Here is a 16,232-nt window from a genome sequence, read left to right on the forward strand (position 1 = left end):
TGATTCGGGGTGCTATCGAAACGGTGCTTAGACCCCCTGAAAGCGGCGTTTCTTCTCCGAGAATCGAATGCAGCGTGGGTCGGCATGAGCCGACGATTGGCCTGAATTCCCCCGACCGTTGTTCGCACATTTCAGTTGCTCTCAGTGAGTAGAAGTGACGATATTGACGTCATGGACGGCTAATGAACCGATTTGGAAATATCACGAATCGAGCGAATGATTGGAATATTCGGAGCCATGGGCCGGGCCCCGTTACTGTATCGATGTAGGTTCTCCATCTCAGACACAGACGACCCGACTATGACGTGTCACCGCCAACTGAAGAACGACCCACTCGAATCGCGTTCCGCTTCCAACTCCGCCTCCAGGGCGTTACGCCGAGCTCGTTCCTCGTCCAATTTGGCTTCCAACCCGGCTTTCTCATCGAGGACTTCGCTGAGTCGCTCTTCGAGTTCCTCGATGCGGTCGAGACTTTCGCGATGGCGGAAGTCACAAGTGGGCGACTCCGATACCGATTTCTTACTCCCTGCTGACGATTTTGTGGTATCAGGTGTGGGTTCGTAGAACTCGCTCGTTCCAGCAATCGCCCGCTCGATGGTCTTCTCGCCATAGGTACTCCCGTCCGCGAAGTGCCGTTCGTCCCACTTCTCGCGCATCAGTCCAGAATCTCGAAACAGCCGATTCATCTGTCGAGCGTCGCCGCCCGTCCAGAACGCCAGCAGCGAACACAGCGCCATATCCGCCTCCGAGTGGCTCTCGTAGCCGCTGGTGTCGCCGCGATACAGCGCCTCGAACTTCTCGCCGTTCACGGCGTTTTTGGCCTTCTGTAGCAACTCTGAATCTTCCAGCGACCTGGTTGTCCGCTCGTCGTCGATGTTAGAATCGGATGCCGACCTTTCAGGCTCGTCCGGGGCGAGATACTCGTTGTAAATCGCTGCGAGTTCCTCCTCACGGGCCTTAATCGCCTCGGGCGTCCCGTGGACGTGATCGGCGGTCACGGTGAAGAAGCGCGCGGTCTCGTACAGTTCCAGGTCACCCTTGCGATTGCGGCCCCTCGGAAGCGAACCGTCCACGAGGACGTGATACCCGGTTCCCGAGGGACTCACCTCGGTGAAGGAATCGAGCGTCTCGATGACGTCCTTCGCCCATTCCTCGGGTCGGCCCGTCTCCGCATTTCGGCAGTCGTCGAGGTCGACACCAACTATGGGGTCTGCGTCCGTGAACACGAAACCGAGGCCATCCTCCTGGCCGAACTGTACTTGCTCGCTGGCCGTCTTGAAATCAGCCCACGTCTCCGGGTCGGTCGTCGACGCGAACTCGCCGCTCGTCGGGTCGATTGGAATCTTCGTCGATTTCCCGTTGCGTTGTTCCGCACGCCAGCAGAGCCATTGGTCGTATTCTAGGAGCGTCTCCGGGATCACATCTCGATTCGGCGGCGGCTCACTCATTTGGATTCGTAATTTACCCCGAAAGCGCAATAACCCCTTCGTGGCGATGTTTCAAACGCCCATCATCTGAAAGCACGCTCACGTCCCGATTTTTTTCCTCACACTTCCCGTATCAGTCCGATATCACGTGACTCTAAGCTCACAATCCTCTGATTCGACTGATGTTCCGTACTTGTCTTCAGAATCGTCCAGGTCGATGATTAGGGGGCCTTCATCGTCGTCTCACTCCGAATCATACTGGGTCGTCAAGTCCGGAATCACGTCTAAAATTTCGAGGAATGCTTGCGGCACGATCGTCCACCCAGCCCTGGAGACACCTATGAATTAGCACTCGGCGAGCTTCAAACTCCAGTACAGTAAAGAAATTACAAATTCGGAAATCTGGATTTCCGAAATTGAAAGTTCTACACTGATGGCCGTGGGACGGTAGCTATGGAGCGATTCGTCGATCGGGAAACCGAACTCGAGCAACTCACGGGCTGCTATGAGTCCGAGACGGCAGACTTCGTCGTGCTGTACGGTCGGCGGCGTCTCGGGAAGAGCGAACTCGTCCGCCAGTCGATTGCCGATCGGGACGACGCGATCTACTACCAAGCCGTCGAATCGACCGCCGAGAACCAGCTCGAACAGTTCGTCGACGCCGCCACCACACAGTTCCCCGCACTGGAAACCGTCCGTCGCGACTGGGAGATACTGCTCGAAGCCCTCGGTGGACAAGACGCGATCGTGATCATCGACGAGTTCTCCTTCCTCATCGAGGAGGACGAGTCACTACCCTCGCGTATCCAGCGCGTCTGGGACACGGCGTTACAGGAGACCGCGATGACACTGGTCCTCGTTGGCTCGTCGATTAGCGTCATGGAAGACAAAGTCCTCTCCGGGAGCGCACCGCTGTATGGCCGCCGAACAGCAACGATCGACCTCAAACCGCTCTCCGTTGCCAATGCACGTCAGTTCTTCCCGGCGTACGACCCCGAGACCGCAATCACCGCATGGTCGATCTACGGTGGGACGCCGTATTATCTCCAAACGATCGATCCCGACGAGCCATTGGAATCGAACGTCCAAGAGACGATTCTCTCAGAACAGGGGCTCTTGTACTCCGAACCGGAGTTCCTGCTGCGAATCGAACTCCGACAACCGAATACGTACTTCAGTATTCTCCGAGCACTCGCCCACGGACGTCGGACACCCAACGAAATCGCGGGCATGGCTGGCGTCGAATCCAGTTCGCTCAGTACGTACCTCCAGACGCTTCGTCGGCTGCGTCTCGTCGAACGCCACATCCCCGTGACGGCATCGCCAACGGCCTCAAAACGCGGTCGGTATCGAATCGCAGCACCGCTGTTCCAATTCTGGTTTCGGTTCGTCTACGGGAAACAAGACCAACTCGGGCTGCTCGGAGCCGACGCCTACGAGGAACTCGTTGCGCCCGACTTGGCGGATTACGTCAGTCCGCTGTTCGAGCGCCTCTGCCAAGAGGCGCTCCCAGGGCTCATCGACCGGCGATTTCGGAACGTCGGCCAATGGTGGTTCAAAGAACACGAACTCGACGTTCTCGGTCTCACCAGTGAAGGACTCGTCGCCGGTGAGTGTAAGTTCACCAGCCAGCCGGTGAGTGAAGGCGTCCTCGCCGATCTTGAACGAACAGCATCGGAAGTACAGTGGTCGGAGGCCCCAGCAGATGGGAACCCGCTCTACGTACTGTTCAGCCGCTCCGGATTTACCGACGACCTCCAACAGGTCGCTGACACGCGCGGGGATGTGCGGCTCTTCAATCTAGCAGATTTAGTGTAGTCATCTAGTTCGTCTCCAGCTTGACTCTATTTCAATCAGCTGTCGAGTCGAACAGCCGGTGATGTTTTTCGAGCCATTCGACCTCATGGTACGTCACGTTATCCTGGATGTCGTATTCTAACGGGAGTGGATTTGAGGGGCAGTTCGTGTAGGTGAGGTTGATTTCGATACAGGGTCCATGCTCTGAGACGCAATCAAATCCCTCGTCACAAGCATACACGACGCTGAACCACCGGATTTGAAACCCGAAGTGGTCACAGACATCTCTGACGACTGCTGCATCACAATAGGGCGTATGAACCCACAACTCACTGCCAGCGTATGCCCCATCTTTGACGCACCAAATCTCATCGAGCGACCGAAGAAATGCTGCTGCGCGATTGTAGTGCGCTTCAGTCAGGTGGTCCCACCAGTAGTATCGTTCAACTTGGTCAACGAGCAGCTGGAGGCAGTCACCACACACATCGTACTCGGTCTCTCCGAGACAGACATCGTGGAGTTCGCCATGATGTGTGGTGTCGCACGCATCGCATGTTGGACGGGAACTCGTATCTTGACGTGCGGAGCGCTCCTCAGAGTCGATGTAGTGGGGATACGCGCTGATATGCTCTGTTTGTTCAGATTTACTCGCATCGGTATTCTCGGTCATTGGTCTCTAACCGAGAACCATCAGTCACGTCGGTGACTGGGTTCCCGGCTAGAACCCGACCGACGGGAGACCAGCCATCTGTAATAACAACTATCGGGGTGCTGTAAATAGTTTCTGTGCACTCCATCAGAGGGTTCTAACCGTGACGATACCAGAGATTGGTGTTTGCGACAGCGATCAGTGCATCAGTATCGACGATAATTGGATAGCGTACTTCATTGTCCGCCATCGCTACTCTTGGAATACCCCCGTCGTATCAAGCTCTGAAGCTTCCTCAAAGGCATTCCGCTCGCGCTCAATCTCCTCTAAGCCATCATCGAGAAGAATTTCTGCAACATCTTCAGAGATATCTCCCTGCTTGTACCGCTGGTGAAGAGTGATTTTCTCTTCGTCCGAAAGGGCTTCTCGAAGTTTCTCTCGGAGCCCCTGTCGGGCAAGCTCACTAATGTTTATTCCCCCGAGACGCATCTGGTCGACGACCTGCGTTGCTTCCTTCTCAGCTTCCCCCCGGAACTGGATTTTGTCGTTGTTCGTCGCCATCTTATCTACTCGTTCCCTACAACAATAGATGTTGTGACGTGCCATCCATGTCATCACAGATCTACCACTGGACTACAGCTTGAAAAATGAGATTCGTTGTTTCAAGGATCGAATCGTACACTCGTTAAAACCGTGCCTATGGTTATCACACCCTGATTAATTTTAATACAGTTGCCACGATAATCCGTAACTGACGTCCGAAACAAACCTCGTAAACAGAGAATCCCGCAACATGGTCGATACTCGCTTCAAACCGCGGCGTGCTCGTTCTCGCTTAGCCGCGGGTCGCGTGTTCGGCGAGTACCTACAAGACCAGCGTACGGAGGGACCGGTCGAGAATCGTCGGGCCTGCGTCGCCATCGAATACGAGAGTGCGACGCACTCCGGCGATCTCCGGACACCCTCACCCGCATAACCCGGCTCCCACGCGGACTACCCGTCAGGGGCTGGGGAACACGGGATTGCCGCCTGCTTTCGCCTAGTACTCGCTTGGCTCACAGCCGTACGCGAGTACGGGGGACGAGGCTCGCGGCAGTTTGGTCTGCGTTCGTTCCTGATTGTAGGACGAACGAGCGATTCTGTGCGTGCTGAACGCACCAAGAGTCGCTGGTACGCTTTCCCGCAGCGTTAGCTGCGGCTACGTCAAGCCCCGGAGTCTCCGTTGGCGAGGGACGCCGGACTTTGAATCCGGAGGTCGCCGGTTCGATTCCGGCCGGGGCGACATGCCGACGTGGTGTAATCCGGCGAGCATACGGTCCTATCACGGCCGTGATCCGGGTTCGAATCCCGGCGTCGGCGTGGACGCGTGGCGTGGCCACGTGGGGATACCCATCGAGGTAGGCAGCTCGTTGGTGCGATCAGTTGGATCGTTCCTACGATGCTGGGCCCAGCAGGGTCTGTAACCTATATGAGCCGGTGTGGTATTCCCGGGAGATCCCGAAGCACGCCCCCGCGATGAGACGCGCAATAACGACCGAGAGGTCGCGGTTGCGCAGTTGGAAAGTCGTACAGATAGATAATCAACTGCCGAACGCTCGGCAGTCCCGTGAGCCGATGGTCCAGCGGACGACGATCTGTGCATCGGGCGCACAGGACCGAGGTTCGAATCCTCGTCGGCTCAGTGTGCCGTGTCTGGGGAATGGAGACCCCACTGGCCTGCTATGCCAGCCCCGACGACGGGTTCCCGGTTCGACTCCGGGACACGGCGTGATGCCAAAGAATGTCTGCCCTAACTGCGAGGAGGAAGCGTTCCGCCACGTCCCGCTCGGCGAAACAACGTCCATCGACACGATTGGAAGTGTGAGAATCTGCGTCACCGGCGACGGCGCGTACTTCCACGGAACGAGGTAACCGTCATCCATCCCTGCCGTGACTGGGTGCTGATGAGCGCATTCGCCGCGAAAGTGAGGGTCAGAAGATGAGCGATGTACGTCTTCCGGCGTCCCGGTGAGCAACGCGAGGCGGGCTCGTCGGAGCAAGCTCCAACGGTGATGGTGAGACATGCGGATAGGCGACCGTGCTCGGTTTGAAACCGAGAGCCGCGAGGCTTCGGAGTTCGACTCTCCGTCTCACCGTTGGCGGGATTTCCCTAGCTTGGTCAAGGGACCGCATTGGAACCGCGGCGTCCGCGAGGACACGAGTGTTCAAATCACTCTCCCGCCGCTGCGTGCCGAAGTGATTCGCAGAGTCGTTGGCGATTTTCGAATTGCGCCGCCATGCCAGAGTGGTCAAACGGGCACGGTTGAGAGCCGTGTGGTTAGTCCTTCCCAGGTTCGAATCCTGGTGGCGGCATCCGGCCATCGTGCCGGTAGACAATTCCCGCTCAAACGTTACGTCGCCGTACCCAAGTGGTCAACGGGAAGCGGTTCAGAACCGCTGGCGTAGGTCCTTCCGAGGTTCAAATCCTCGCGGCGACATTTCTCCCTGTGGTCTAGCGGCTACGATGCCTCCCTGTAGAGGAGGAGACGCACGTTCGAGTCGTGCCGGGGAGACTGCGGGACGGTGGAAGAGCCTGGCATTCACACACTCTCGCCGAATTTTCACCGGAGACCCGGTGCGACGGTGAGAGTTCCTTCATCTCACTTGTAACGAGAACACGCAGGTTCGAATCCTGCCCGTCCCACTGGCCGATGACCCCTTCCAGGTGAGGCCAACCCGCTCCAGTGGAGTAGTGGCCAAACTCACGGCTCTCTCACGGCCGAGCCCCCGGCTCGAATCCGGGCTGGAGCATTCTCCAACAGTCCGAGACCTCTCACTTCCAGCCGACTAGACTGAGGGACGGACAGCTGTGGAGAACTGAGAGATGCCCATGAGTGAGTTCCGGATAGTGGTGCTGCGGGATAGGGTAATGGCAGTCCACGGGGCTCATATCCCCGAGGTCCAGGTTCGACTCCTGGTCCCGCAATGGAGGATAACAATGGGACTATTCGATACAGTCGAACTCTACGACGACGTCCACCTACCGAAGTACCTCGAAGGGATTACTCCTGCCGAGGACGTCGACTGGCAGACGAAAGGCATCGAACGGCCAAGCATGACCACATTTCGGATTACGGCGGACGGTCGGCTCCTCGAAGAGGAGTGGCACACCGAAGCGGTCCCGCCGGAAGACCGGCCATACGCGAGCCGTGACGACATCGACGAGGACGATTTTCGCTACATGGCCGGCAGTCTGAATCGAGTCCACGACGGCTGGATCGAACGAGACGACTACCACGGCCGCTTCAAGCTCACACACTCCTTCGAGAATCTCGATACACTCGTCACGTATCAAGTGACGTTCACGCACGGGCAACTCGAGGGCTTCGAACGGCTGCAGTGACCCGTGCGTGCCCATACCTCGGTGCTTGATTTCGTCCCTACTGCGCTCCCGGAGTCTCCGTTGGCGAGAGACACCAGTTTTTCAAACTGGAGGCCAGGGGTTCGATTCCCCTCGGGAGCACTCGGGGGGCTGGCTCTGACAGCGTTTTCCCGTGTCTGACATAGCGGGCAGCCACGGATCCGTGACGCTGTCACGGTCGGCTTTCCCCAAGCGTGTGGTCGTCGAGGTGGTGCATTTCTTCGCCCGCAAAGCACACCAACGGGAGTCATAGCCCGTCGCACCACCGGTTGCCCGACCGCACGTGGCGACCGTCGAGTCGGAGCGTTGCTTCGCCAGGAACTCGCAGGTTCAAATCCTGTCGGTGGCGCAGTCCATCGAGAACATCCCGGACAAAGAGCGTACGAGAGGACCCTCGACACCGGTCCCGCTCCGACAGTTTTCCGGTCGCCGTGTCGCCAGTGGCCGTCGATCTGGAGCGCTACGTCGATGGCACTCTACGGGTTCGAATCCCGTCGTTCGCTCCAGAAATTGTCCGGCCACTCGTGTTCCCGTAGCTCAGTCAGGACAGAGCACCGTCAGAGTGAACTCTGACGAGCCCTCGTTCGGGTCTTCGACCCTCACGAGGACACCGGCCTTCGAAGCCGGGTGTCGCACGTTCGAATCGTGCCGGGAACGTCCAGCCGAGCGATGCGAGGCTGGTTCGGGAAGTTTCTCTCCCGATACTCGCTGCTCACAGAGCGTGTGGGCAGCTGCGATCGGAGTCGCCTGTTGCGGCTCCAGGTGATAGGATGGAATTCAACACGCCAAAGCAAACGGTCGCGGAGGCAACGCGGACCACCAACTACGAAGGTGGGGAAGCGTTCGAGCCTGCCGACCCCCGACTCGCACTGTACAAGCGCACGATCAACCAACTGCTAGAGGGCTCGTTCTACGAGACCGATGACGAACAGCTCGCTGCTGTCGTTCGCCAGTTCGATGCCGCCGCAAACGACAACCCGGAGTTCGTCCTGAAGCTCGCGGCCTATGCGCGCCAGGAGCTCTACTTGCGAGACATCCCGCAAGTACTGCTCGTGTTGGCAGCCAACGACGATCGGTTCAAGGACGACTCCCCCGAGTCGCTCATCCGCGAATGGGCGCCGGCGATCATCCAGCGGATGGACGAGACAGCCACCGCGCTCGCGGTCCACGATCAGCTGTTCGGCGGGACTGCGCCGTGGCCGCTTCGACGTGGGATCGAGGACGCGCTGGTGGAGATGGCCGACGCCTACACGCTGGGCAAGTACGAGCTGTCGCGGCGCGAGGTGACGCTACACGACGTCTTCAACCGTGTCCACCCCACGCCTGTCGACGCCGAGCAGGAAGCGCTCTTCGAGCGGTTCATGCGTGGCGGCCTCGACGACTATCCCGACGTCGACCCGTTGCCGGCGCCGAATACGTGGGAGACGGTCATTTCCGAGCGCGGCAACACCCAAGACGCCTGGGAACTGCTCATCGAGGACGACGAGTACACGCTGCCCATCTTCGCGTCGATCCGGAACCTCCGGAACATGCTCGAAGCCGGCGTTCCGGAGGACACCGTCGTGAATCACCTCGACTTAGAGGCCGTCCGGCACGCGCCGCTGTACCCGTTCCGGTACTACCAGGCCTACACCGCGCTGCAAGACACGGATGTCCAGGCACCGGCGGTCGAGCAGTGGCTCGAAGACGCAATCGACGTCGCTGTCGAGACGGTGCCTGACGGACTCGGAGACACGTTCGTCGCCGTGGACCTCTCAGGGTCGATGGACATAGCGCTATCCACGAACAGCACGCTCAGGCTGAAGGAAATCGGTGCGTTGTTCGGTGCGATTCTGGCCGACCAAGGTGCCGAAGTCGGCGGGTTCGGTGACGACTTCCAGACCGTTCCGATGCACGTCGACACGCCAGTACTGCAGCGTCAAGGTGCGGTACTGGCTATCGACGAGGACGTCGGGAACTCGACGAACGGCTGGAGGGCGTTCGAGTATCTCCGCGACCGAGGAGAACCCGTTGAGCGAGTCGTCGTCTTCACCGACATGCAGATCTGGGACAGCACGCCATCCACGGCGCGCGATACCCAGACGGTCAAAGACGCGTTCGATGCGTATCGGGATGAAGTCTCCTCGGACACCGCGCTGTATCTCGTCGATCTTGCGTCCTACGGCAATCTCGTAACTCCCGAGGGATACGAGAACGTCTACAACGTCTCCGGGTGGTCGGAGAACGTTCTCCTGTTCATCGAACACGCCGAGAATCCGAAGCAGGTCATCGATGAAATCGAAGCCTTTGAGCCTGCATAGCGCGGTCTTCTCATCTTTCTTCGTCACGCGCGAGTAGTGTAGTTCGGTATCACGCGGTCGTGCCACGACCGAGACGGGCGTTCGAATCGCTCCTCGCGCACTCGGAGCGCAGCTCGTGGACCAAACAGCCCGAGCGACGCTCTTCAACAGAGGTGACACTATGGCAATCACCAGTGACAACGACACCGAATCGACTACGGCTGCTGTCGTCACGATCCGGATCCCATGTGGCGCAGACAGCGATATCGTCACCGACGCCGAAGAGCGCCTCTCGCGGGGCGAAGATATCGATGGGGTCTCGATTGACGAGCTGCACAGTCTCGACCCGAAGCTTTCGGCCACGGTCGTCACCGTCGGTATCACGCTTCGGTGGACCGCGGCGATGACCGATACAGAAGTGAGATGCTGGCTTGCCGAGGTTCCCGGTCTTGAATCGATTGAGCGGATCAAATGAAACGTCATGAACACGCCACTCTCGACGATTTATCCGGATGTCTCTCTGTATGAACAGCATGGAACACGCGGTTGACCGTGGGGAAAAGAAGGAACTCCGAAAGGAACATCCCAGCGGGTGGCTCTACCTCACTCAACACGACGCCATCCCGATTCTCGTCGACGCATTGCTCGATCTCCCGCCGAACCGCGAGTTCAACAAAAGCGAATTTGCCGAGCACGCCGGCGTCACGCGGCAAACAGTCGGTAACTACACCGACCTTCTGCTTGAGGTCGAGCTCATCGAAGAAGTCCCGAATACGTCCCCGAGCCGGTACCGTGTCGCAGACAGCGACGTCGTTCGCGAACTCTTCGAGTTGAACAGCGCGCTCAACAACACCGGCAGCGAGTGACTATCTGCCCGACGAGGCACGAGCGGTGTTCGACGGCAACGAGATGTTTGCGCCCGAGCTCTTGGGAGAGCTGTTTGAGCGCATCAACCACAGCGAGCAGTTCTGTGAACTCGCCGGGCAGCCGCGGTCGGCCGTGGACGTGATGACAACGTCAAAACCACGGCAATGACGCTCAAAAAAGCCGCACTTAGCTCGATTCGTCGTCGGAGTCGTTCTCCTCGAGAATGTCTTTTGCAACTGTCTTCACGTGTTGGTGGTGAGAGGCCGATGTCTCGACGCTTTGGGCGGCCTCGAGTTGATCATTGACGACCGCATTCTGCTGTGGCCCCCACGTCTCCGGTGGCTCAGACGTGATGTATTCGACCCATCGCTTGATACCCGCAATCCGCTGTTCGCGGTTGCGTTCGTGTTTTGCAGCGAGGTGGTCAGGCGCGTTTGAGTCGCTCATATTCGGTCTCGACAGCAAGTCGCGTGCCCCACTCTTCGAGGCGGGGGACACTAAGCGCTTCCTCGAAAAGCGTGTACAGGTGGACCGCATCCTCATATCTTTCTGGGCGCCCGAGAGAGGAAATGGATGCAGCAGCGATGAGACACGACCCTGTCAGCCGTTCCGGTCGATCCACTCACAGAATGCGTCGAAGTCGTGTGCCCCCGCACTCTCGGCGATGTCGCGAAGTGTCCCGATACGGAGTTCCTCGTGCAGTGGGACCGTCACTTGCCGGCGGTCGTCCTCGTTTGACGGGTGTTCGTAGTACAGTTGCGCGTGGTCACCGGTCGTCCGTCGCCACTCAAACCCACCTGTATTTACGAGTACTTTCAGGACCTCCATGCCGGAGAATGTCCGCCGTCCCATCGATCAGTCGAGTACGTCCGGAGGGTCTTGGTCGCCTGTGACGTTGTCTGCAGGATCGATGCCCGCTTCCCGAAGCTCATCGTCGCTCGGCGCTCGACCACACTCGCCGGTGTGCAACGCCACGGCGTCGTCGAGGTTCTCTAAGGCTGCCTCCCGGGACTCACCTTGGGTGGTGACCCCTGTCTCAACGTCCTTGGCGATCCACCAGTCGTCCTCCTGCCAGAGTCGGATCTCTCCGTCGTGGATTTCTCCGTCCTGGGTCGAACTGGCCATCTCGAGTGGTATTGGGTGACGGGCCGTATAAGCGTTCGGCGAACGCTCCTCGCGACGAATCACAAAACCGGACCAACCTGATGGTCAAGTCGTTCGCGGTGGGAGTCCAGCGGCAGGTCAGCGTTCTCGATTCGCTCACAAGCGTGCTGGTAGAGCGTTCTGGCTACCTCGTCGTCGCCATACTCGCGTTCGATTTGCAGGTGAATACGGAGAACTTGAAGTTCATCAGGGAGGAGATCCATCTCGCGAAGCGACGAAATCGCTTCATCACGCTGGTCTCTCGCTGTGGTAGTCTCCCCTTCGGCGAGATCGAGAGCTGCGAGTGTACCTTGAGACAGCGCCTCCTGTCGAGGATGCTCTATTTCGACGTCCATATCGAGGCTCTCATCGAAGTGAGTTCGGGCTTCGGTGGGACGACCCTCCAGTAACAGCGTCGTTCCGAAGTCTCTCAGCACCTCGGCTTGGTTCTGTTCGTCGTCGAGCGCTCGATAGCTGTTGAGACTCTGTTGGTGGTATCTCTTGGCGTCCTCGTACTCCTGTTGGCTCCGAGCCACCTCGCCAAGCGTTCTGAGCACTCTGGTCTCTCCTCGAGTGTGTCCGATTTCACGAGCGATATCCAAACTCTGGTTGAGATATTCGGTGGCTGTCTCGTAGTCGCCCAGTTGGTGGGCGACTTCCCCGAGAAGAGTGAGGCAGAGACTCTCTACAGGAGCATGGTCGACGTCTCTCGCGATTGCAAGACTCTCTTGGGTATGCGTTCTTGCTTGGTGGTACTCGCCGAGGAGAAGCGCGAGCGTCCCGAGGTGGACTTGAATGAGAACAGTATCGGCCGGAGTACCGATCTCCTGGAAAATTTCGAGACTCGCTTGATAGTAGCCTCTGGCACGCGTGAATTGGCCACGGTCTCCGGTAACCTCACCGAGACGCTCAAGAAGTACCCCCTCGACTGTGCGATCATCGAGGGTACGGGAGGCGTCGAGACTCCGTTGTAAGTACTCGGTGGCAGTCTCTAGGTGGCCACGTTCCTCTGCAAGATCGGCGAGGCTGGTAAGGCTTGCTACGACCTCTTGGCTGTCGTCGAGATCCTGGGAGATGTCGAGGCGCTGTTCGTGGTAGGATATCGCTTCTGCAAGATCTCCGCGATCTTGAGCGAGGTTTCCGAGATTCGTGAGCACCAAAGCCTCGTCTCCGCGCTTATTCATGTCTCGGAAGATCTCGAGACTCTCTTGATAGTACTCATGTGCCATCTCGAGGTCCCCACGTGACCGTGCGATAAGTCCGAAGCTATTGAGGCTGCCTGCCTCACCGCGGCGGTCACCGGTTTCCCGATAGAGCGCTAGACTCTTCTGATAGTACGATTCTGCCTGCTCGAGATCCTCACGTTCCTTGGCGATATCGCCGAGATTGTTGAGACTCGAGGCTTGCCCGCGCGGGTCGTCAACCGCTTCGAACAGTTCGAGGCTTCGCTCGTAGTACTCTTCGGCTTGCTGGTGGTCTCCGGCCTGTTCACTTACTGTTCCGAGTCCTTCGAAGTTTTTCGCTTCACCCAAGCTATCACCGATTTCACGACTGATAGCGAGGCTTTGCTGGTAGTTCTCTCGGGCCGACTCAAACTCTCCGAGTGACTTAGCGACGCTTCCGAGCGCGCTCATAACGCGGGCTTCCATTTGCCGAGCCCCTAGCTCACGGTAGATGTCGAGGCTACGGCTGTGGTATTCTCGGGCCCGCTCGTACTCACGCATCTCTTGGGCGAGGACGCCCAAATTGTTGAGGCTCTGTGCTTCACCGAAGGAAAACCCGACGTCCTGAAACAGGTCGAGGCTCTGCTGATAGTACTCTTTGGCTGTCTGATACTCTCCGAGGACGAGTGCGATGTTCCCGAGGCTGTCTAAGGCGTCGGCTTCACCGATTGAATACCCCGCTCTACGACAGATCTCGAGCCGTTCCTCCTGAATGTCGTTTGCCTGCTCCGGGTTGCCCCGTTGGTGGGCGATGGTACCGAGGCCGGCAAGCGCAGCGACCTTCTCCCTCGGGTGGAGAATGTCCGACCGTTCGAGAACCGTCTCATACTCCGATTTTGCGTGGTCTTTCGAGCCGTTCTGTAGGTGTGTCCACGCCCGACTGAGGCGGGCCTGTTGGTGGCTGCTGTCCGGACAACACTCCGGCAACGCATAGCGAGCGGTTTCCGATGTCCCAACCAATGGACCCAAAATCGGCCATTTACGGCAGAGGTCCATCACCGACCTGACGTAGTCGTCGGCTGTCTCGCTCGGGAGAGTTTCAATCTCTGTCAACACTGATGACTGCGGAAACTCCCGTGCTGTCGACTCGTGGTGGTCGGTGTCGTCAAAGAGCCGAAACAGGGCGTCCAGGCAGCGTCCGGTCCGTGGCTCAGAGCGACGCCGTCGCCGACTATCGGCCTGTTGGTCAGCATGGTCTTGGGCCAGCACACGCAGATACAGCGTCGACCACAGAGGATGGGTTGTGTGGGCCTGTTCACCCGTCTCGACAGGATAGAGGAACCACCCGGTCAGCGCGTCGCGAATCGCGGCAATTTCATCGTGAGTGTCAATGTCGTGTCCATACTCGTACCCGAGCGCGTGGACCAGCTCGGGATAGATGCCGATTCCACTGGCGTTCAACAGGTTCACCATTACGGCCACGTCAGCCAGTAGGTCAGGATCGAACTGCGAGAGGTCCCGGAGAGACTGCCTATCGGCCGGCCGGTTGATTGTTTCATACCGCGAACGGACGTGCCCCTCCAAGCCGGTTTCAGCCTGGTCATCATTTTCGACTGAATCGGTGCCGAACGGCAAGTGAAATGCCAACAGCATGAACGCGCCGATCCCGTCAATGTCCTCGCTACGGACCGTCTCGTATAGTTCCGAACTCGACTGGGCGACCGTTCGGCCGGTGGCGTCCTCAAACGAATCGACGACTCGCTGGACGTCGGGTTTCGAAATCACTGGCAGCGTGTATGGCGTCACATCGTCGATAATCGCCCGCGTTCGGCGAGCCATGGATTCATCGTAGCCGCGGGCGCCCATCTCATCGTCCAGTTCCGAGCTGCGAGCGTCCAGCAGGAAGCTCACTTCCGGGTCGTCGTCGTATTCTTCCACCACCCGCAGCACTGCTCTGGCGTCCGAGCGCACGACATCTTCAACCCCAACGAGTACGTGGCCCTGTGCGTGCTCAATCGCCTGTCGGAGAGACTCACGACTTTCGAAGCGACTCCCCGCCCGGTCGGTGTCACGGTAGAACACTGGCCCAGTGTCGTCATTCCGATACCACTCGATTGCGACCTGTTTGCAGAGCGTACTTTTGCCGCTGCCAGCCCGGCCGATGACCAGTCGGTCCGTCCCCGTTTTGAGCGACTCCAGCAACTCTTGACTGGCGACGTCTGCGTCGATTCCCGTCCGCTGTGCTGGGATGTCTGCGGCGACATCAGCGAGACTGAACGTCGTCCGCCAAGACAACTCGGGGGTGACCGGTGTCCGCTGGAAGTATGGGGGTGACAGTTGGCGGAACCCTTCGTTGCGAGCATCCTGAGTGAGCAACTGATTGCCGATTTCGGTGAGCGTCGTCAACCGTTGCTGAGCGTCCGCAAGCTGATCGGAGAGATGCAATCCGAGTTCCTGCTGGAACACGTCAGCGAGGTCGGTCCCAGCGATGCGGTGCTGGAAGTCAACCAGCGCCTCACAGTAGGCCTCAGCGACGGCGTCAGTCAGTTCCCCGCGCAGTTGCGGGGTGTCTGCGAGATCGAAGCCGTTCGCCGTCGCGATTGCTTCGGTGATTTCCTGCACCGCATCCGTCTCGGTATCAGCGTGGAGCAAGAAGTCAAGTTGGTCACGCTCGCCCGGAGTATGGACCGGGTGGCTGGCGTCTTCTGAGAGTCCCGCAAGTTCGGTGATGACTGCCTCCCAGTTGTCGGCCACGGCAGCCAGTTCGTTCGTGTCCGTCCGTGCATCGACGTCGACGATCGACTGCCGCAGTGCTTTGCTGAACTCGGTTGCGACATGTTCGAGATCCTCTTGATGGGTCCGTCGCCGAAGCACGTCCTGGGCCTTCCGTGACGCCACCCCAGATCCCGCTGTAATCCCGGTCGCAGCGAGATTGATAAAAAGCGAGACAGCCTGCTCTTCGACCATATGAAAAAACGAACCCAGTACCAGAAATACCTGTCCACGTCGGTAACCCACGGTTTAAGCCGTGGGCTTCCTCTTGGCGTCTCTGTGAAATCCGGCTATTACGAAATCGATTGGATTGACGGCGCGACACGCCTGTTCGACCAATGATGGACTACCGATGGGGTCAATACCGAGTGGTTTGTGGAACACGTCGATTACAGATGCGTCTCGACAAAATACGCCAAAACAGTCGGTCAGTAGATGTGCGACCTACGCAGCGGTGTTCGTCAGTCGGGTCTGCAAAGAGTTATCCAGTCCGGGTCGCTCTGCGTTTCTTGTGTTGGCGGCGATCTTGAAGTGGGTGGCCATCGCGGGTGTGCTCATCGGCGTTACGATCGCGATAAATACCGTGTTTCCATCGATTCGCGGTCATATTGCGATAGGCGTCGCGGCGGGTTTACTGCTAGTCGTGATTTACGGAGTGCAAAGCCTTCGAGATTGAAGCCCTTCCCAATGCCCAACACGCAGCGATTTCTACAGGCGGAGCAGGCCGAGTGCCTC

General features: G+C 58.6%; 13 protein-coding genes and 13 tRNA genes. 19 read left to right on the forward strand and 7 right to left on the reverse strand.

Going from position 1 to position 16,232, the window contains the following annotated elements; translation table 11 throughout:
• Positions 1–308: 308 nt before the first annotated feature.
• The gene (locus HWX69_RS14855; protein WP_178917845.1) at positions 309–1,448 is read right to left on the reverse strand and encodes a phage NrS-1 polymerase family protein; all 1,140 of its coding nucleotides are present in this window, start codon (positions 1,446–1,448) and stop codon (positions 309–311) included.
• 432 nt (positions 1,449–1,880) lie between these two features.
• Here HWX69_RS14855 and HWX69_RS14860 point away from each other — a divergent pair, with 432 nt between their 5' ends.
• The gene (locus HWX69_RS14860; RefSeq protein ID WP_178917846.1) at positions 1,881–3,245 is read left to right on the forward strand and encodes an ATP-binding protein; all 1,365 of its coding nucleotides are present in this window, start codon (positions 1,881–1,883) and stop codon (positions 3,243–3,245) included.
• Between the two features lie 31 nt (positions 3,246–3,276).
• On the opposite strand, the gene HWX69_RS14865 is transcribed toward HWX69_RS14860, so the two are convergent.
• Both HWX69_RS14865 and HWX69_RS14870 read right to left on the reverse strand, forming a co-directional pair.
• Positions 3,277–3,894, reverse strand: a complete 618-nt coding sequence (locus HWX69_RS14865) for a hypothetical protein (RefSeq protein ID WP_178917847.1) — start codon at positions 3,892–3,894, stop codon at positions 3,277–3,279.
• A 231-nt stretch (positions 3,895–4,125) separates the two neighbouring features.
• Positions 4,126–4,434 (reverse strand): hypothetical protein, encoded by a 309-nt coding sequence (locus HWX69_RS14870; RefSeq protein WP_178917848.1) that lies wholly within the window; start codon positions 4,432–4,434, stop codon positions 4,126–4,128.
• A gap of 645 nt (positions 4,435–5,079) precedes the next feature.
• Here HWX69_RS14870 and HWX69_RS14875 point away from each other — a divergent pair.
• The 18 genes from HWX69_RS14875 (at position 5,080) to HWX69_RS14960 (ending at position 10,587) form a co-directional block, all read left to right on the forward strand.
• A tRNA-Gln gene (locus HWX69_RS14875) sits at positions 5,080–5,155 on the forward strand.
• 3 nt (positions 5,156–5,158) lie between these two features.
• Positions 5,159–5,232, forward strand: a tRNA-Asp gene (locus tag HWX69_RS14880).
• A gap of 249 nt (positions 5,233–5,481) precedes the next feature.
• Positions 5,482–5,554: transfer RNA gene (locus tag HWX69_RS14885), tRNA-Pro, on the forward strand.
• Positions 5,555–6,010: 456 nt separating this feature from the next.
• Positions 6,011–6,096, forward strand: a tRNA-Ser gene (locus tag HWX69_RS14890).
• Between the two features lie 47 nt (positions 6,097–6,143).
• Positions 6,144–6,225 (forward strand) — tRNA-Leu (locus tag HWX69_RS14895).
• Between the two features lie 42 nt (positions 6,226–6,267).
• Positions 6,268–6,350 (forward strand) — tRNA-Leu (locus HWX69_RS14900).
• 3 nt (positions 6,351–6,353) lie between these two features.
• Positions 6,354–6,425, forward strand: a tRNA-Tyr gene (locus HWX69_RS14905).
• Between the two features lie 4 nt (positions 6,426–6,429).
• Positions 6,430–6,556 (forward strand) — tRNA-Thr (locus tag HWX69_RS14910).
• Positions 6,557–6,590: 34 nt separating this feature from the next.
• Positions 6,591–6,663, forward strand: a tRNA-Glu gene (locus tag HWX69_RS14915).
• A 104-nt stretch (positions 6,664–6,767) separates the two neighbouring features.
• A tRNA-Met gene (locus HWX69_RS14920) sits at positions 6,768–6,838 on the forward strand.
• 12 nt (positions 6,839–6,850) lie between these two features.
• Positions 6,851–7,255 (forward strand): hypothetical protein, encoded by a 405-nt coding sequence (locus HWX69_RS14925; RefSeq protein WP_178917849.1) that lies wholly within the window; start codon positions 6,851–6,853, stop codon positions 7,253–7,255.
• Between the two features lie 44 nt (positions 7,256–7,299).
• Positions 7,300–7,375 (forward strand) — tRNA-Glu (locus tag HWX69_RS14930).
• Positions 7,376–7,799: 424 nt separating this feature from the next.
• Positions 7,800–7,930 (forward strand) — tRNA-Arg (locus HWX69_RS14935).
• A 113-nt stretch (positions 7,931–8,043) separates the two neighbouring features.
• The gene (locus HWX69_RS14940) at positions 8,044–9,573 is read left to right on the forward strand and encodes a TROVE domain-containing protein (RefSeq protein WP_178917850.1); all 1,530 of its coding nucleotides are present in this window, start codon (positions 8,044–8,046) and stop codon (positions 9,571–9,573) included.
• A 27-nt stretch (positions 9,574–9,600) separates the two neighbouring features.
• A tRNA-Gly gene (locus HWX69_RS14945) sits at positions 9,601–9,673 on the forward strand.
• Between the two features lie 15 nt (positions 9,674–9,688).
• On the forward strand, positions 9,689–10,027 hold the full coding sequence (locus tag HWX69_RS14950; protein ID WP_178917851.1) for a hypothetical protein: 339 nt from the start codon (positions 9,689–9,691) through the stop codon (positions 10,025–10,027).
• A 49-nt stretch (positions 10,028–10,076) separates the two neighbouring features.
• Positions 10,077–10,418 (forward strand): hypothetical protein, encoded by a 342-nt coding sequence (locus tag HWX69_RS14955; RefSeq protein WP_178917852.1) that lies wholly within the window; start codon positions 10,077–10,079, stop codon positions 10,416–10,418.
• A 25-nt stretch (positions 10,419–10,443) separates the two neighbouring features.
• Entirely contained in the window at positions 10,444–10,587 is a 144-nt protein-coding gene (locus tag HWX69_RS14960; protein ID WP_178917853.1) for a hypothetical protein, read from the forward strand.
• Positions 10,588–10,605: 18 nt separating this feature from the next.
• On the opposite strand, the gene HWX69_RS14965 is transcribed toward HWX69_RS14960, so the two are convergent.
• The 4 genes from HWX69_RS14965 to HWX69_RS14980 all read right to left on the reverse strand — a co-directional run bounded on the left by HWX69_RS14965 (position 10,606) and on the right by HWX69_RS14980 (position 15,692).
• A complete protein-coding gene (locus HWX69_RS14965) occupies positions 10,606–10,866 on the reverse strand; it encodes a hypothetical protein (RefSeq protein WP_178917854.1) in 261 nt (86 codons plus the stop codon).
• Positions 10,867–11,019: 153 nt separating this feature from the next.
• Positions 11,020–11,271 (reverse strand): type II toxin-antitoxin system HicA family toxin, encoded by a 252-nt coding sequence (locus HWX69_RS14970; protein ID WP_178917855.1) that lies wholly within the window; start codon positions 11,269–11,271, stop codon positions 11,020–11,022.
• Between the two features lie 3 nt (positions 11,272–11,274).
• Positions 11,275–11,544 carry a type II toxin-antitoxin system HicB family antitoxin gene (locus HWX69_RS14975; RefSeq protein ID WP_178917856.1) on the reverse strand — a complete coding sequence of 90 codons (270 nt, stop codon included), beginning with the start codon at positions 11,542–11,544 and terminating at the stop codon, positions 11,275–11,277.
• Positions 11,545–11,603: 59 nt separating this feature from the next.
• Positions 11,604–15,692 carry a tetratricopeptide repeat protein gene (locus HWX69_RS14980; RefSeq protein ID WP_178917857.1) on the reverse strand — a complete coding sequence of 1,363 codons (4,089 nt, stop codon included), beginning with the start codon at positions 15,690–15,692 and terminating at the stop codon, positions 11,604–11,606.
• Positions 15,693–16,232: the final 540 nt, after the last annotated feature.

This window comes from Natronomonas gomsonensis (assembly GCF_013391635.1).
Lineage (GTDB): Archaea > Halobacteriota > Halobacteria > Halobacteriales > Haloarculaceae > Natronomonas > Natronomonas gomsonensis_A.

What these genes read in the sequence shown, in the direction of transcription:
- HWX69_RS14855 (WP_178917845.1), bottom strand. Translation starts at nt 1,448, where the DNA reads ATGAGTGAGCCGCCGCCGAATCGAGATGTGATCCCGGAGACGCTCCTA.
- HWX69_RS14860 (WP_178917846.1), top strand. Translation starts at nt 1,881, where the DNA reads ATGGAGCGATTCGTCGATCGGGAAACCGAACTCGAGCAACTCACGGGC.
- HWX69_RS14865 (WP_178917847.1), bottom strand. Translation starts at nt 3,894, where the DNA reads ATGACCGAGAATACCGATGCGAGTAAATCTGAACAAACAGAGCATATC.
- HWX69_RS14870 (WP_178917848.1), bottom strand. Translation starts at nt 4,434, where the DNA reads ATGGCGACGAACAACGACAAAATCCAGTTCCGGGGGGAAGCTGAGAAG.
- HWX69_RS14925 (WP_178917849.1), top strand. Translation starts at nt 6,851, where the DNA reads ATGGGACTATTCGATACAGTCGAACTCTACGACGACGTCCACCTACCG.
- HWX69_RS14940 (WP_178917850.1), top strand. Translation starts at nt 8,044, where the DNA reads ATGGAATTCAACACGCCAAAGCAAACGGTCGCGGAGGCAACGCGGACC.
- HWX69_RS14955 (WP_178917852.1), top strand. Translation starts at nt 10,077, where the DNA reads ATGAACAGCATGGAACACGCGGTTGACCGTGGGGAAAAGAAGGAACTC.
- HWX69_RS14965 (WP_178917854.1), bottom strand. Translation starts at nt 10,866, where the DNA reads ATGAGCGACTCAAACGCGCCTGACCACCTCGCTGCAAAACACGAACGC.
- HWX69_RS14970 (WP_178917855.1), bottom strand. Translation starts at nt 11,271, where the DNA reads ATGGGACGGCGGACATTCTCCGGCATGGAGGTCCTGAAAGTACTCGTA.
- HWX69_RS14975 (WP_178917856.1), bottom strand. Translation starts at nt 11,544, where the DNA reads ATGGCCAGTTCGACCCAGGACGGAGAAATCCACGACGGAGAGATCCGA.
- HWX69_RS14980 (WP_178917857.1), bottom strand. Translation starts at nt 15,692, where the DNA reads ATGGTCGAAGAGCAGGCTGTCTCGCTTTTTATCAATCTCGCTGCGACC.